General features: G+C 72.4%; 15 protein-coding genes and 1 riboswitch. Of the genes, 5 read left to right on the top strand and 10 right to left on the bottom strand.

What is annotated here, in order from left to right; genetic code table 11:
- Positions 1 to 132: 132 nt before the first annotated feature.
- Positions 133 to 540 carry a hypothetical protein gene (locus OG990_RS01080; protein WP_328419103.1) on the bottom strand — a complete coding sequence of 136 codons (408 nt, stop codon included), beginning with the start codon at positions 538 to 540 and terminating at the stop codon, positions 133 to 135.
- A gap of 136 nt (positions 541 to 676) precedes the next feature.
- A complete protein-coding gene (locus tag OG990_RS01085; RefSeq protein WP_328419101.1) occupies positions 677 to 820 on the bottom strand; it encodes a hypothetical protein in 144 nt (47 codons plus the stop codon).
- A gap of 363 nt (positions 821 to 1183) precedes the next feature.
- Here OG990_RS01085 and OG990_RS01090 point away from each other — a divergent pair, with 363 nt between their 5' ends.
- A complete protein-coding gene (locus tag OG990_RS01090) occupies positions 1184 to 1546 on the top strand; it encodes an STAS domain-containing protein (protein ID WP_130403378.1) in 363 nt (120 codons plus the stop codon).
- A gap of 42 nt (positions 1547 to 1588) precedes the next feature.
- Here the strand turns inward: OG990_RS01090 and surE are convergent, their stop codons facing one another.
- Both surE and OG990_RS01100 read right to left on the bottom strand, forming a co-directional pair.
- The gene (surE, locus tag OG990_RS01095) at positions 1589 to 2416 is read right to left on the bottom strand and encodes a 5'/3'-nucleotidase SurE (protein WP_406078637.1); all 828 of its coding nucleotides are present in this window, start codon (positions 2414 to 2416) and stop codon (positions 1589 to 1591) included.
- On the bottom strand, positions 2413 to 3390 hold the full coding sequence (locus tag OG990_RS01100) for a PfkB family carbohydrate kinase (RefSeq protein ID WP_406078638.1): 978 nt from the start codon (positions 3388 to 3390) through the stop codon (positions 2413 to 2415). The genes surE and OG990_RS01100 overlap by 4 nt, the downstream gene beginning before the upstream one ends.
- 173 nt (positions 3391 to 3563) lie before the next feature.
- Between OG990_RS01100 and OG990_RS01105 the strand changes: the two genes are divergently transcribed.
- Together OG990_RS01105 and OG990_RS01110 are read left to right on the top strand one after the other, a co-directional pair.
- The gene (locus OG990_RS01105; protein ID WP_355609469.1) at positions 3564 to 4031 is read left to right on the top strand and encodes an SRPBCC family protein; all 468 of its coding nucleotides are present in this window, start codon (positions 3564 to 3566) and stop codon (positions 4029 to 4031) included.
- A gap of 272 nt (positions 4032 to 4303) precedes the next feature.
- Positions 4304 to 5140 carry a transposase family protein gene (locus OG990_RS01110; RefSeq protein ID WP_406077537.1) on the top strand — a complete coding sequence of 279 codons (837 nt, stop codon included), beginning with the start codon at positions 4304 to 4306 and terminating at the stop codon, positions 5138 to 5140.
- 301 nt (positions 5141 to 5441) lie between these two features.
- Here OG990_RS01110 and OG990_RS01115 read toward each other — a convergent pair whose 3' ends face one another.
- From OG990_RS01115 to OG990_RS01135, 5 genes are all read right to left on the bottom strand, one after another.
- Positions 5442 to 6017, bottom strand: coding sequence for a hypothetical protein (locus OG990_RS01115; protein WP_406078639.1), 576 nt, complete (start codon positions 6015 to 6017; stop codon positions 5442 to 5444).
- 118 nt (positions 6018 to 6135) lie between these two features.
- Entirely contained in the window at positions 6136 to 7197 is a 1062-nt protein-coding gene (locus OG990_RS01120) for a coiled-coil domain-containing protein (protein ID WP_406078640.1), read from the bottom strand.
- 5 nt (positions 7198 to 7202) lie between these two features.
- Positions 7203 to 7334, bottom strand: a riboswitch (cyclic di-AMP (ydaO/yuaA leader).
- A gap of 143 nt (positions 7335 to 7477) precedes the next feature.
- Positions 7478 to 8395 (bottom strand): cation diffusion facilitator family transporter, encoded by a 918-nt coding sequence (locus tag OG990_RS01125; RefSeq protein ID WP_406078642.1) that lies wholly within the window; start codon positions 8393 to 8395, stop codon positions 7478 to 7480.
- Between the two features lie 106 nt (positions 8396 to 8501).
- Complete coding sequence (locus OG990_RS01130; RefSeq protein ID WP_386984295.1) at positions 8502 to 10616, bottom strand: HelD family protein; 2115 nt, start codon at positions 10614 to 10616, stop codon at positions 8502 to 8504.
- 107 nt (positions 10617 to 10723) lie between these two features.
- Positions 10724 to 11668, bottom strand: coding sequence for an alpha/beta fold hydrolase (locus OG990_RS01135; RefSeq protein ID WP_406078644.1), 945 nt, complete (start codon positions 11666 to 11668; stop codon positions 10724 to 10726).
- 94 nt (positions 11669 to 11762) lie between these two features.
- Between OG990_RS01135 and OG990_RS01140 the strand changes: the two genes are divergently transcribed.
- Positions 11763 to 12476, top strand: coding sequence for a carbonic anhydrase (locus tag OG990_RS01140; RefSeq protein ID WP_328419086.1), 714 nt, complete (start codon positions 11763 to 11765; stop codon positions 12474 to 12476).
- 87 nt (positions 12477 to 12563) lie between these two features.
- Here OG990_RS01140 and OG990_RS01145 read toward each other — a convergent pair whose 3' ends face one another.
- The gene (locus tag OG990_RS01145; RefSeq protein WP_328419085.1) at positions 12564 to 12893 is read right to left on the bottom strand and encodes a hypothetical protein; all 330 of its coding nucleotides are present in this window, start codon (positions 12891 to 12893) and stop codon (positions 12564 to 12566) included.
- Positions 12894 to 13201: 308 nt separating this feature from the next.
- Between OG990_RS01145 and OG990_RS01150 the strand changes: the two genes are divergently transcribed.
- Positions 13202 to 13693 carry a DUF3145 domain-containing protein gene (locus OG990_RS01150; RefSeq protein ID WP_328419084.1) on the top strand — a complete coding sequence of 164 codons (492 nt, stop codon included), beginning with the start codon at positions 13202 to 13204 and terminating at the stop codon, positions 13691 to 13693.
- Positions 13694 to 13790: the final 97 nt, after the last annotated feature.

The raw sequence follows: 13790 nt of genomic DNA on the forward strand, positions 1-13790 counted from the left end.
CTGCACCGGTCCGCCGGGGCTGCCTGAGGGGTCCGGCACCCCGGCGGATCGGCCCCACCCGGCCGGGGCTGGGAATGGAAATGGGCTCCGCTCGACCGGTGGTCGAGCGGAGCCCATGGCGTGCGTGGTGGGTCAGCCGTCCAGGCCGATGGGGGTGTTGGGGCGGTCGACGTCGACGAACTCGACGTCATCCACCGCGCGGTCGTCCCGGCTGCCGGCGGCCCGGGCGGCGGAGCCGACGGCCCAGCCAACCGCCGCGCCGACCAGCGCCGCGCCGATCAGCAGCGTCCAGGGCAGTGCCGGCTGGCGGCCGGCGAGCGCGTCGAAGGCCAGCGAGGCCCGGCGCCGCGCCTCGTCGGCGGCGGAGCCCACCAGGTCACCCGCCTCGTCGGCCAGGCCGCTGCTGCTGCGACGGGCCGAGCGGGCGGTGTCCCGCACGCTGTCTCCCGCGGAGCTGACGGCGGAGACCAGGTGCTCCCACGCCTGGTCCGCGATCCGCTCCGGCTTGCTGCGGCGGTCCAGCAGGTTGGTTCCGAACATCGTGGTTACCTCCTCGGGTGCCGGAGCCGCCGGCCAGGTGGGACTTCGGCGTCTGTCCAGCGCATCACGGCTCGCTCACCCGGCAGTGCCCCGTGCCGGCTGGGCGCAAACCCGCCGGCACAGCTCACTGGCCGCCTCAGTGCAGCACCACCACGGCGACGCCTCGGGCGAAGTCATCGTCATCGTCGTCGTCATCATCGCCTCCGCCACCGAAACCGCAGGCCAGTACGAGGGCGAGCAGGACGCCGACGCCGGCCAGCCCAGCCAGTCTCTTGATCATCGATGATCCTCTCCGTCGCGACGGGTGTCCGGATCGATGCTAGGCGGCGTCGGCAACCGTAGGGCGGATCCGAGTAGCACGGACGAGGCACGACACGCCGGTGTCACACGGGGCCGGCACGGCCGGCAGGCCGGTTGTCGGCTGTGTCGGGCCGGGACCGCTACCCTGGTCCGGCGACGCGTCGGCTCCGACCGGTCGTCGAGTGATCAGATAACGAAAAATTGTGGAGATGAGCGACTTCATGTGCTCGAATCCGCGAATTGCTCATCCCGAGGGGTGGCGACCGAGGCCGTCGGAGGAATACTCTCGGTCGCGGCCCGCGTACTGATGAGGCGCCCGGGGGACGGGCGGGTGGAGGTGCTCGTGAGCCTGTCGATCGTGAAGTCGGTTCTGTCCGGTGGTGTCGTGGAGATCGCCCCGCGGGGCGAGATCGACGTCGATACCGCGTACGAGGTGCGCGAGGCGATCGCCGAGGTGCTGGCCAAGGGTCGCCCTCTCCGCATCGAGCTGAACATGAGGCTGGTTACGTTCATCGACTCGGTCGGCATCAGCGCGATGGTCGCCGGCTTCCAGACCGCCGAGGTCAGCGGCGTCAAGCTGGTGGTCACCGAGCCGAGCCGGTTCGTGCACCGGCAGCTCTGGGTTACCGGCCTGCTCGGTCTCTTCGGCGCCCCGGAGCCCTACTTCGCTGGCGCCGCCACTCCCGAGGTGCTCCCCGGCGCGTGAGAGCGCCGCTCCCGGCGCCCGAGCTCCGGGGCATCGCCCGAGTCAGGGCTGTTCCTCCAGACCGGTCAGGTCGACGTCGGTCATCTCGGTGACCGCCCGGATGGCCGTCACCGAGGCGTACCCGGCGGCCAGCAGCGCCACATCCGTGCCGGGCTGTGCGGCCTGCCCCGGCTCCTCCAGTGAGGTGCGGACGAAGCCGTGCCCGGCTTCGGCCACCGTCATCTGCACCTGACCGAAACTGGCCAGCGTGCCCCGGCGCACTCCGCGCAGCCGCCCGTGCGGCAGGTCCGGGGTGTTGACGTTGAGCACGCTCTCCAGCGGCGCGGCGGTCAGCCGGGGGAGCAGGTCCAGGGCGACCCGCGCGGCGGTGCTCCAGTGCCGCTCGGCGTCGCGTACCAGGGCGGCGGCGTCCACGGCGGCACCACCGCTGGCGGCCGTCGCCTCGCCCGCGGAGAGTACGTCCAGCGAGACCGCCATCGCCCGGCAGCCGTTCGTGGCGGCGGTGAAGGCGGCACCCACCGTGCCGGAGTGCAGCACGGCGCGGCCGGCGTTGGCGCCCCGGTTGATGCCCGAGAGCACCACCGACGGCGGCGGGCCGAACGCGCCGTGCAGCGCGATCAGCGTGATGAAGCCGGGGGAGCCGCCGACCCCGTACGCGGGCACACCCGCCAGCTCCGGCAGCGGGTGGTCGTGCACCACCACCCGCCCGTCCTGCTCCATGGCGCTCATCGCGGCACTGGTGCCGCTCGCCTCCTCCAGTGGCGCCGCCACCACCACGTCCAGGCCCCGCCGCGCAGCCGCCCAGGCCAGCGCCTGGATGCCCGGTGCGGCGATCCCGTCGTCGTTGGTGACCAGCACCCGCAGCGTCATCGCTCGACCGCCCGGTCGGCCAACTCGTCGGGGGTGGTCCGCTCCTGCTGACGGCTGTCCGCCGGAACCAGCCGCACCCGCTCCACCAGGCCCGTGATCGAGTCCAACCGCCCGGTGCCCAGGCCGTGCCGGGTCACGTTCAGCGCGCCAGCGGCAGCGCCGGTGCGGATGGCGGTCCGGATGTCTCCGCCGCCGGCCACCACGGCGGCCACCCCGGCGGTCATCGAGTCGCCCGCTCCACGCGGGTCGGCGGCCTCCAGCCGGGGCATCTCCACCTCGAACAGCTCCCCGTCGATGAGCGCCAGCGCCGGCTCGTCGGCCCGGCTCACCACCACCGTCTCGGCGCCGGAGGCGTGCAGGTCGTACATCACCCGGCTCAGCTCCGTACGGTCCTCGTTGCGAGCACGGCCGTCGCGGATCAGTTCCTCGTGGCTCACCTTGAGGAAGAACACCCCGCTGTCCAGCACCGCGCCGAGGTGATCGCCGGAGAGGTCGACCACCACCCGGCCGCCGTTGGCGCCGAGGTCGGCGGCGAAGCGCCGGTACAGGTCGGCCGGGACGAGCCACGGCTCGTTGGGGCCACTGAGCACGCTCACCGACGCCCGCAGGCCCTCGCCGAGGGCAAGGTTGTACAGCTCGTCGAGCTCGTGCCGGCTCAGGGGCTGCCCGGGCACGTCGACGATCTCCTGCCGGGACCCGTCCCGACGGTCGTGCACGTACCCACCGCTGCCGGAGTCGCGGACCACCATCTTGAGGTCCACCCCCTCGCTGACCAGCAGTGGCTCCAACACCTGGCCGATCTCGCCGCCGAGCGCGGCGCAGAGCACCACGTCGACGCCGAGCGACATCACCATGCGGGCCTGCCAGACGCCCTGCCCGCCGGGATGCAGGTGCAGCTCGGGATGGTCGCTCGGCTGGTCGACGGTCACCGTCAGCTGCGGTGTGGGCGCGAAGACCATCACGTGCCCGCTCACCGATCGTAGCCGTTCATGATTTCCGCCCCTCGTCACGGCCGGTGATTACTCGCTAACCGACCCTAGTGCGACGGAAGCCCCGAACGGCATCGCATCGGCCGGTGTCCCTCCGGGCGTTGCCAGCCCGACCGGGGTACGGGACGATCGGGCGACCATCGACGGCAGGAGACGGTGTGCTCAGGAGCGATACCTTCAGCTACACCGTTCAGGCCCGCTCCTCAACCTCTGACGCGGCGGCGTTGCTCAGCGACCTGACCCGGCAGGGCGAGCTGCACCCGCTGATCGTCCGGGTCCGCAGGCTGCCACCACGGCACGGTGCCCGGGCCAGCTACGCGATCAGCGACCGGCTGGTGGCCGGTCCGCTGCGCTTTCGCACCACCTACCAGGCGGACGTGCTGATCAGCGAGGACGACGAGATCGTCACGGTGGCCCGCCAGTGGCCGGCCACCACGGTGCACAACCACACCCGGCTGCGTGCCGAGCCGGACGGCCTGGTCCGGATCGATGTCGAGATCACCCTGACCGCGCCAGCTCCGCTGTTTCGGTACGCGTTCCGCCAGGCCCGCGCGGCCCACCTGGCCCTGGCCACCCGCCTCGGCGCGGCCCTGGACCGCCCCGACAACCCCCCACCCCCCACCTGACCCCGCGCCCGCGCCCCCGCTCACACCCGCGCCCCGCGCCCGCGCCCGCGCCCCGCGCCGCGCCCGCGCGCCCGGCAAGGTCGCGCTTGATCCTGGAGCTTGTCTCATCCTGTTTGGGCTGGTGGGGTGGTGTTGACAGGACGAGTCGTGGGGTCGCGGCGCTGGTCAGGGTGTGGTGATCTTCGCTGATGATCGACTGCCCTCGGGAAGGTTCGATCTGTTCCGGTGTTGCGCGTGGCTCATAGCAGGGCCCTCGGTGAGGGTTGCAGGTCGTGACACACGACAACACGCCCACCGAGGGCCATGCTCTGGTCTACCAGGTCCATCTGCCCTTGTCGACGAAGTCGCTGACCATGATCACTCAAGCGATCCGCCGGTATCGCCGTGGTGTGCGCTCGCGGTGGCGCAAGCTGCCCGATGAGCAGGTCGCCCTCATCGTGCTGGCCGTGCTCCGCCATGATCAGCGTCCCGCCGACCTCGCCGCCGCCTACGGGGTGTCGCATCACAGCGTGCGCCGCTGGGTTCGGCAAACCATCACCACTCTCGCCGCGATGGCGCCCCGCCTGGACCGAGTCCTCACCCACACCGCCCGCACCAGCAGTGAGGACCCGCTGCTGTTCGACGGCACCTGCCTGCCCGTGCACCGCCCGAGCGGCCGCGCCGAACGACGCCTGTGGTGCGGCAAACACAAGGCTCACCACCTACGCGTACTCACCCTCACCGACCACCACGGCCGGCTGCTCTGGATCTCCGCCGCCGCCGGCGCCCGCACCCACGAAGCCACCCAAGCCAAACGCCTACGCCTACCCACCCGGCTACGCCGTCATGACCTCGCCGTCATCTGCGACCGCATCCACACCCGCCTCGACGACCAACCCGAGAACCCCACCGTCATCACCGGACGACGCGGCAACCGCCACCACCCCCTCACCCCCGCCCAACACAGCGTGAACACCCTGCTCAGCCGCGAACGCGCGGCCAATGAACACGCCCACGCTCACCTCAAGAACTGGCGCATCCTCACCCGACTACGCCACGGCTGGCGCCCACACGCCACCACCCTGCTACGCGCCCTACTCGTGCTGACCAACACCGAAATCAACCGCTAGACAGATGATCAACACCGAAGATCCACACCCGCACACCAGCACCCCAACCACACCACCACGACCTGTCAACCATCCCTGAGCAGCCCAAACAGGATGAGACAAGCTCCTGGATGTAGTGGCCTGTTTCGGTTCGGAGGCCACTACATCCTGGTTGTAGCGCGATCATGGCCGGCCCGGCCCGCGATGGTGGGCCATGCGCCGTGCGCCCGCGCCCCGCGCCCTGCCCCCCGCGCCGCGCCCGCGCGCCCGGCAAGGTCGCGCTTGATCCTGGATGTAGTGGTCTGCTTGGGTTCGGAGGCCGCTACATCCTGGTTGTAGCGCGATCATGGGCAGCCCGGCCCGCGATGGTGCGCCGTGCGCCAGGCCCCGCGCCCTGCCGATCACGGCCGGTCCGGCCGGCGGCGGTGGGCCGCGCGACCGGTCGTCGCCCCCACGGCTTGTACGTGGAGAGCACCGTCGCGATGATCATCAGGCTGGTCGACACCGCAGGTGCGATCACCAGGTCGGCGCGGTCCCGGGCGGGCAGGGCGGCGCCCAGCGCACCGGCGTGCCGCAGGTTCGGGGTGAGCAGGAACAGCACCAGGCCGACCATCACCGTGGTGATCACCAGCTTGGTCACGACCCAGCGGTAGCGCAGCAGGCCCCACGGGGTGAACAGCGCGCTGGCCACGCCGACCAGCCAGACCAGCACGCTCAGCGGAGCGAACAGCACGGTGCCGACCAACGCGGCGGCCGGGTAGACGACGGCCGGGTCGGCACCGCGCAGCGCCGCGACGCCGAGGGTGAGCAGCACCAGGTCGGTGCCGAGCCAGCCGAGCGACGTGACCAGGTGCAGGGTGAGCAGCGCCTTGCGAGCGCTGGGCGGTAGTCGACGCATACGAGCGATGCTGCCGCCGGACCCGGCCGGGGTCGTCCGACCGCCGGCGACATCCGGGGTACGCCCGCTGACGTACTCCGGCCGGCGCCCCGCTCAGCGGGGCGCCGGCCGGGTCGGGTCAGTACACCGACAGGTGTACGTGGTTGGTGTGGTCGCTGGACGGGTCGCCACCCGCCCCGCTGTACGACTTCCACCCGCTGCTGGGCAGCCAGATCTGCCTGTACCAGATCACGTACAGCACGGCGAGCCGGTCGGCGTTGCGGATGAAGTACGCGGCCAGGTTGTTGCCGTACGTCTTGTCGCCGCCGGTGGCGTCCCCGCCGAAGCCGTTCGTCTGCGCGGCGAAGTCGCAGGCCCGGCCCTTCGGGTGTTCACCGGAGCCGCCGGAGCGGTGGCAGGACACGTACCGGGTGAAGCCGGCGGCCTTGGCCTGGTTGAGCGCGTGCAGGGTGCGCGGGGTGATGCAGCCGGTGGCCGGGGTGGGGTCGTTGACGCTGCACGACTCGGACGGCCAGGAGCCGTCGGAGTTGCGCGGCGCGGCCTGGGCGTTGGCGGCGGAGGTGCCCCGGTTGGAGCCGCTGTCGGCCGTGGTCTGGTTGGTGGTAGCCACTTTCAGGGCCCGTTCGGCCTGTTCCTTGCGCTTGGCCATCACGGTGACCTGCTTGCGCTGTTCGCGGATCTCGCCGTCCAGGGCCACCCGGGTGCGGCTGGCCTCGTCCTTGGTGGCGAGCAGTTCGCGCAGCACCCGGTCCTCGTTGGCGGCGACCGCGTCCAGCGCGGCGGCCCGGTCCATGAAGCCCTCCGGGGTGTTGCTGTTGAGCAACGCCGACATCGTGCCGAGCCGGCCGGTGCGGTAGGCCACCCCGGCGATCTCGCCGACCTTGCCGCTGCGTTCGGTCAGCTCGGTCTCGGTGGTCTTCAGTTGGGTGGTGAGCTGCTGCTGCCGCTGGACGGAGGTGTCCAGGGCGCGCTTCGCGTCCAGGTAACCCTTGCTGGCCGCCTCCAGTTGGGCCCGCAGCGCCGGGGTGCCACCCTCCTCGTCGCCGTCGGGTGCCGCGGCGGCCCGCAGGGCGGTCTGGGGAGCGGCCGAGGCGGCGCCGGCCGGGAGTGCGACGCCGAGGGCGAGCATCGCGACGATCAGGGCCGCCAGTCGGGCGGCGGGCGGTCGTGCTGGTGCCACTACGCATGTCCTTCCGTCAGCCGCCGACCGGGTTAGCTGACGGGTTCGGGACGGAAGATCCCTACCGCTGACGCGGATGCACCCCAGGAACATGGTTCCCCGGTTCGCCCGCTCGGGCGATTAGGCGGCGGCCGCCACCGGCGCCGTTAGGGCGCCGCCGGGTGGAGGCCGGGACCGAGCCTACCGGGGCCGGTGGGACTGATGCAGCCGATGTGACGGACGGTGCGTGCGTCGTCACGGTAAATTCGGGCGAAGTTGATGAAAGCTCCAGAAAAAGGCGTTACCACCGGATCGAACCGCAGGCCCCAGGGGCGGCGCCGGGCTCGATCTGCAACGTCGCGTGCTCGATCCGGAAGTCTTCGTGCAGGGCGGTACGCGCCGCGGTGAGCACCGCGCCGACCTCCGCGTCGGGCGCCATCGTCAGGTGTGCGGAGGCCACCTCCATGCCCGAGGTGAGCGTCCAGACGTGCAGGTCGTGCACCTCGACCACGCCGGGCACCGCGGCCAGCCGGTCGTGTACGGCGGTCACCTGGAGGTGTTCCGGGGCGGCCTGCACCAGGATGCGGACCGCGGCCCGCCCCAGCCGCCAGGTGCGCGGCAGGATGAACACGCCGATGGCGACCGCGACGAGCGGGTCGGCCCACCACCAGTCCGTGACCTGAATGAGCAGCGCCGCGCCGATCACGCCGAGCGAGCCGAGCAGGTCGCCGAGCACCTCCAGGTAGGCGCCCTGGAGGTTGATGCTCTCCCGGGCACCTGAGCGGAGCAGGGCGAAGGCGGCCAGGTTGGCGAGCAGGCCGAGCGTGGCCACCGCGAGCATCGGGCCGGCCAGCACCTCGTGCGGGTCGCCGAACCGGCCGATCGCCTCGAGCACCACGTAGACCGCCACGCCGGAGAGCAGGACGGCGTTGGCCAGTGCAGCGAGCACCTCGAGCCGGTAGAGCCCGAAGGTGCGCTGCGGGTCGCCCGTGGTCCGCTGGGTGGCGGTGATCGCGGCGAGCGCCATCCCGATGCCGAGCACGTCGGTGAACATGTGCCCGGCGTCGGAGAGCAGGGCCAGTGAGCCGGTGTGGAAGGCGGCCACCGCTTCGACCACCATCAGGGCGGCGAGCAGCCCGAACGCCGTCCAGAGTCGGCCCCGGTGCTGGTGCGCGGCGTTGGCGACCGACGCATGGTGGTGGTCATGACCTGCGCCCACGAAACCACCCTCCGCCGTCGGTCCGGATTTGGTCAAATGTATGCGCACATCGCTATGTATGCAAGTGTAAGGCCGGTGGTCGCCCGGTGGGGGCTACCGCCGCAGGTCAGCCGATCGGGTCGATGGTGGTGAGCCGCTGAGTGGCCCGGGAGAGCGCGACGTAGAGGGTGCGCACGCCCGCGCCCGGATCCGCCCGGATCTCGCTCGGGGCGACCAGCACCACCCCGTCGTACTCCATGCCCTTGGCCTCCAGGCTGGTCACCACCTGCAGCCGCGGCGCGCCGAGCACGCCGAGCCAACCGGCGACCTCGTCGCGGCGGGGGACCGGCGTGATCACCCCGACCGTGCCCTCGACCTCGGCCAGCAGGCCGGTGGCCGCCTCCACGATCGCGGTCTCCAGCGCGGTGGGGGGCACCACCAGCTCGACCGGATCGACCCCGGTGGAGCGGACGGCTGTCGGCAGCAGCAGGTCGGGGTAGAGCCGGCGGATCTCCGCCGCCGCCACCGCGAAGATCTCCGACGAGTTGCGGTAGTTGGTGGTCAGCGTGAAATCGTGCCGCTTGCGCCGGCCCAACGCGTGGTCACGGGCCCGGTCCAGCTCCTCCGGGTCGCCGGTCCACGCGGTCTGCGCCGGATCGCCCACCACGGTCCAGGAGGCCAACCGGCCGCGCCGACCGATCATGCGCCACTGCATCGGCGAGACGTCCTGTGCCTCGTCCACCACCACGTGCGCGTACTCCCGGTAGTCCGCCGGACGCTCCCGGGCCGACGCCCGGGCGGCCCGCTGCCGGTCGGCGAAGGTGCTCAGCTCGCGAACCCCGCCAGCGAGCTGGAACGGGTCGCGCCGCGCCCGGGCCGGCTGTGCCGGCTTGCCGAGCAACGCGTCCAACTCGTCCAGCAGCGCCACGTCGGCGATGGTCAGCCCGGCGTCGTCCAGGCTCTGGTACGCGGCGCTGAGCAGCCGGATCTCCGCCGTGGAGAGGATCCCGCCGGCGTACCGGTGCAGCCGGTCCGGCCGGGCCAGCCAGCCGAGTACGTGCCGGGGGTGCAGCCGCGGCCACCACGCCTTGAGGAACTCCCGGAACTCCGGCCGCTCGGCGATCTCCGCCTCGAACGCCGGCTGCTCCGGCAGCCGGAGGTTCATCCGCCGGGCCTGCGCCCAGAGCGCGGCGAAGACCCCGTCGAAACCGGCCCGGCGTACCTCGTTGCGCCGGGCGCCCCGGTGCAGCACGCGGTCCCGGATCCCGTCCAGCTCGGCCCGGTCCAGCCGCAGCAGTCCGCCCCGGTAGAGCAGCCGCAGCTCGCCCGGACCGCCCGGCACCGCGTCCCGGACCGCCCGCTCCAGCACCCGGCGCATCCGCAACGAGCCCTTCACCGAGGCGACCTCGGGCGGGTCGGTGCGGGTGGCGGTCATCCCCGGGAAGAGGGTGCCCAGCGAGTGCAGGGTCGCGGTGTCCTCACCGAGCGAGGGCAGCACCGAGGCGATGTACTCGACGAAGACCGAGGACGGGCCGACCACCAGGATGCCGCCTCCGGCGTACCGGCTGCGGTCGGAGTAGAGCAGGTACGCGGCCCGGTGCAGGGCCACCGCCGTCTTGCCGGTGCCCGGGCCGCCGGCGACGATCGTCACCCCGGAGCTGGGCGAACGGATCGCCTCGTCCTGTTCCTGCTGGATGGTCGCCACGATGTCGCGCATGCCCCGGCCGGTGGCCCGGGACAGGGTGGCCAGCAGCGCGCCGTCGCCCACCACCGTCATCCCCTCCGGGGCGGCGGTCGGGTCCAGCAGGTCGTCCTCGATCCGGGTGACCCGCTCGTTGCGGGACTGGATCGTGCGGCGGCGCACCACGCCCTGCGGCTGGGCCGGGGTGGCCTGGTAGAAGGCGGCGGCGGCCGGCGCCCGCCAGTCGACGACCAGTGTGGTGGCGTCCTCGTCGCGGATGCCGAGCCGCCCGACGTGCAGCACCTGTCGGTCCCGCAGGTCCAGCCGGCCGAAGACCAGCCCCTCGTGCTCGGCGTCCAGGGTGTGCCGCCGTTGCGCGGCGTGGAAGACCATCGCGTCGCGCTCGACCAGCGCGCCGAACGTGCCCACCCGGGCCATCCGGTAGCCGTCCCGCTCGGCGCGGACCGCCGATTGCCGTAACTCGGCCAGTCGGGCGTACACCCGGTCGAGGTGCCGTTGCTCGACGGCGATCTCCTGCTCCAGGGTGGTCTGGTCGGTCAACGCACGCTCCTTCGATGTCGCCGGCAAGCGGCGCGAACCGCGCGGGCCAACCGCAGAAGGGTACGGCCCTCGGCCAGGCCCGCCGCGCCCGAGGTGCGGGAACGTGGTCAGGCACCCGCCCCGATGACGCTCGCGTCGCTCGCGGGTGGCGACGGCTCGGCGAGCACCTGGCGCAGGACGCCGGTCAGCGCTGCGTTCACCTCGTCCGGACGTTCCATCATCAGCATGTGCCCGGCACCCGGGCAGACGGTCAACTCGGTGGCCGGCAGGACCTCGGCGATCGACTCGGCGCACGGCGGTGGGGTCAGCCGGTCCCGGTCGCCGACCAGGGCGGCCGCCGGCAGGTGGGCGAGCGCGGCGAGGGTGTCCAGCCGGTGCTGGGTGCCGATCGAGGCGCGGAACCCGCCGATCGAGCGCAGCGAGGCGCGGGCCACCGCCGAGGTCACCAACCGGATGTCGGCCGGCTCGCAGCGGTCGCCGAAGAGCATCCACCGGATGCTCGGTTGCAGAGCGCGTAGCAGCGCTTGGGGCGGTCGCCACGAGCCGCACCGGGCCAGCACTCCGGCGCCGGTCGTCTCGGCCAGCCGGATCAGCCGGGCGATCCGCGGCGAGAGCCCGTAGACGGTGTGCGTGTGCCCCTCGGCGGTGGTCGAGACGAAGACCAGGCCGGCGGTGCGGGCCGCGAAGTGCGCGGGGTGGCGGTGCGCGTACTCCATGATCGTCATGCCGCCCATCGAGTGCCCGACCAGGACGACCCGCCCGACCGGCGCCACCGCGTCGATCACCGCGGCCAGGTCGTCGCCGAGCTGGGCCAGGGTGGCCGTGGGCAGCGCCATGCAGCTGGACCGGCCGTGCCCCCGCGCGTCATAGGTGATCACCCGCACCGCGCCGCCGGCCGGCTCGGTGAGCGCGTCGACCTGGCGGTGCCAGCTGCGCCCGTCCAGTGTCCAACCGTGCAGCAGAATGGCGGTGACCTGGGCATCCGTCGGCCCGGTCGCCTCGACGTGGAGCCGCACCTCATCAGGCAGACCGACCTCGAACCGCTCCGGCATCGCCACCTCCCCAGGGCCGTCCGGTACCACGAGCACCGGGATACCCGGCGGTAACACCGGCTACCCGCCATCGCACCACGTCAATCGCGTCCGTGTGAACATTCCCGACCGCGCCCGTGGCAGCCCGGCTCGGGCCAAGCTGGACGGCATGGGGTCGTCGGGGGCAACGCCCGGCCCGCCGCTGGGCGGACCTTCCGCACAGGGGCGACAGGCCGGGGGTACGCCCCGCGCCGCGCTGGCCGAGCTGCTCGCCGGTAATCGGCGGTTCGTCAGCGGCCAGCCGGTGCACGGTCACGACGTGACAGCCGCCGCGGCTGCCGCATCCGGCGACCAGCAGCCGTACGCCGTGGTGCTCGGCTGCATCGACTCGCGGGTGCCACTGGAGGCGATCTTCGACCAGACCTTCGGTGCGATCTGCGTGATCCGCACCGGCGGGCACGTGCTCGACCGCGCGGTGTGCGGCTCGATCGAGTACGTGGTCGGCCAGCTCGGCGTACCGCTGGTGATGGTGCTCGGCCACGAACGGTGCGGCGCGGTGGAGGCCGCGGTGGACGCGCTGCGCAGCGGGGTGCGTCCCGGTGGCTCACTCGCGCACCTGGTGGACGAGATCGCCCCGGCGGTGACCGAGGCGGGGCTGAACGATCCGGCGGTGCATCCGCTGGCGATCCGCCGGCACGTCCGGCGCACGGTGCAGACCCTGCGCGCCGACGACCTGCTGGTGGGGCCGGTCGCCGCCGGCCAGGTCGCCGTGGTCGGCGGGCTCTACGACCTGGCCACCGGTGAGGTCGCCCTGCTGGACCCGGCCTGAACCCCGGTCACTCTGGCGGGGCCGGACGCGAAACCGCCCGCCGGGAACTCCCGGCGGGCGGTTTCCGATGATGCGGTGGGGGAGGGCTCAGCCCTCGAAGACGCCGGCCGCGACCAGGCGCTTCTCGGTCGCCTCCCAGCCGTCACCCGGGTGGGTCTCGGCCAGGTTGTTGATCTCCGCCCGGATCTTGGCGGCGTGGCCGGCGGCGGCCAGCACACGGATCTCCTCGACGAAAGCGTCGGAGTCGGTGCGCAGGTGCGCGGTCTTGCCGTTGGTCAGGTTCCGCACGTAGGCGTGCTTGCCGCCGTTGAGCGGGATGAGGTACTTGAACTCGCCCAGCACGCTGAGGGCGCCACCCTGGCCAGCCTGGCCGGCCCGGACGGACGCGCGCGCGGTCTTAGAGGTGTTGCTCGCCACGGAGGTACTCCTTGCAAGACGTACGGGAGGACTGGACGTCCGGGGGCTGTGTGCGGGGCGACACTGGGTCGGCCCGCGAAGGTGAAACGCGGCAGAAGCCGCCGATGGAACTGTACATGACCACGACATCATGCTGGTCGTCGCGGTGTCCTGAGGGGTAACGGAGACCACCCGTCCGGCTATTCCGACCGGCGATTTTTCCGATTCCCTGGCGCAACATCCGTCACAGGAGTCATCATGTGTTGCAGCAACCACCTGGGTGGACGAGGTCGTAGGGGAAGACGCACCTCGCTCTCCGGGAGGTCACCGTGCCAACGCGTGGCGTCGTATACGTCCACTCGACCCCACTCGCCGTGTGCTCGCACGTCGAGTGGGCGATCGCGCGCGTCCTAGCCGCGCCGGTCAACCTGCAGTGGACGGCTCAGCCCGTCGACCCCGGTGTACGCCGGGCCGAATGCGGGTGGACCGGTCGTCCGGGGACGGGCGCCGAGCTGGCTGCTGCCCTTCGGCAGTGGCCCATGATCCGTTTCGAGGTGACCGAGGAGCCGAGTCCCGGCGCCGACGGCGAGCGCTTCATGTACGTGCCGGCACGCGGCCTGTTCCGGGCCACCGTCGGTGCGGCCGGCGACATCCAGCTCGGCGAGGACCGGCTGCGGGCACTGATGACCGGCGCCCGCGCCCCGGAGGCGCTGGCGCACGCCCTCGACAAGGCGCTCGGCACCGCGTGGGACGCTGACCTGGAGCCCTACCGGTACGCCGGCGACGGCGCCCCGGTGACCTTGCTCACCCGGGTCGGCTGACCCAGCAGCCCCCGACCCGGCCACCTGCCCGCACGTCGTCGGGGCGGTGACCCGGGGCGGCTGGCCAGTAAGGTCAAGTTGCCCCGATAAGGGTGAA

Source organism: Micromonospora sp. NBC_00858 (genome assembly GCF_045207365.1).
In the GTDB taxonomy this organism is placed as follows: Bacteria; Actinomycetota; Actinomycetes; order Mycobacteriales; family Micromonosporaceae; genus Micromonospora.

What these genes read in the sequence shown, in the direction of transcription:
- OG990_RS01080 (WP_328419103.1), bottom strand. Translation starts at nt 540, where the DNA reads ATGTTCGGAACCAACCTGCTGGACCGCCGCAGCAAGCCGGAGCGGATC.
- OG990_RS01135 (WP_406078644.1), bottom strand. Translation starts at nt 11,668, where the DNA reads ATGCCGGAGCGGTTCGAGGTCGGTCTGCCTGATGAGGTGCGGCTCCAC.
- OG990_RS01085 (WP_328419101.1), bottom strand. Translation starts at nt 820, where the DNA reads ATGATCAAGAGACTGGCTGGGCTGGCCGGCGTCGGCGTCCTGCTCGCC.
- surE (WP_406078637.1), bottom strand. Translation starts at nt 2,416, where the DNA reads ATGACGCTGCGGGTGCTGGTCACCAACGACGACGGGATCGCCGCACCG.
- OG990_RS01115 (WP_406078639.1), bottom strand. Translation starts at nt 6,017, where the DNA reads ATGCGTCGACTACCGCCCAGCGCTCGCAAGGCGCTGCTCACCCTGCAC.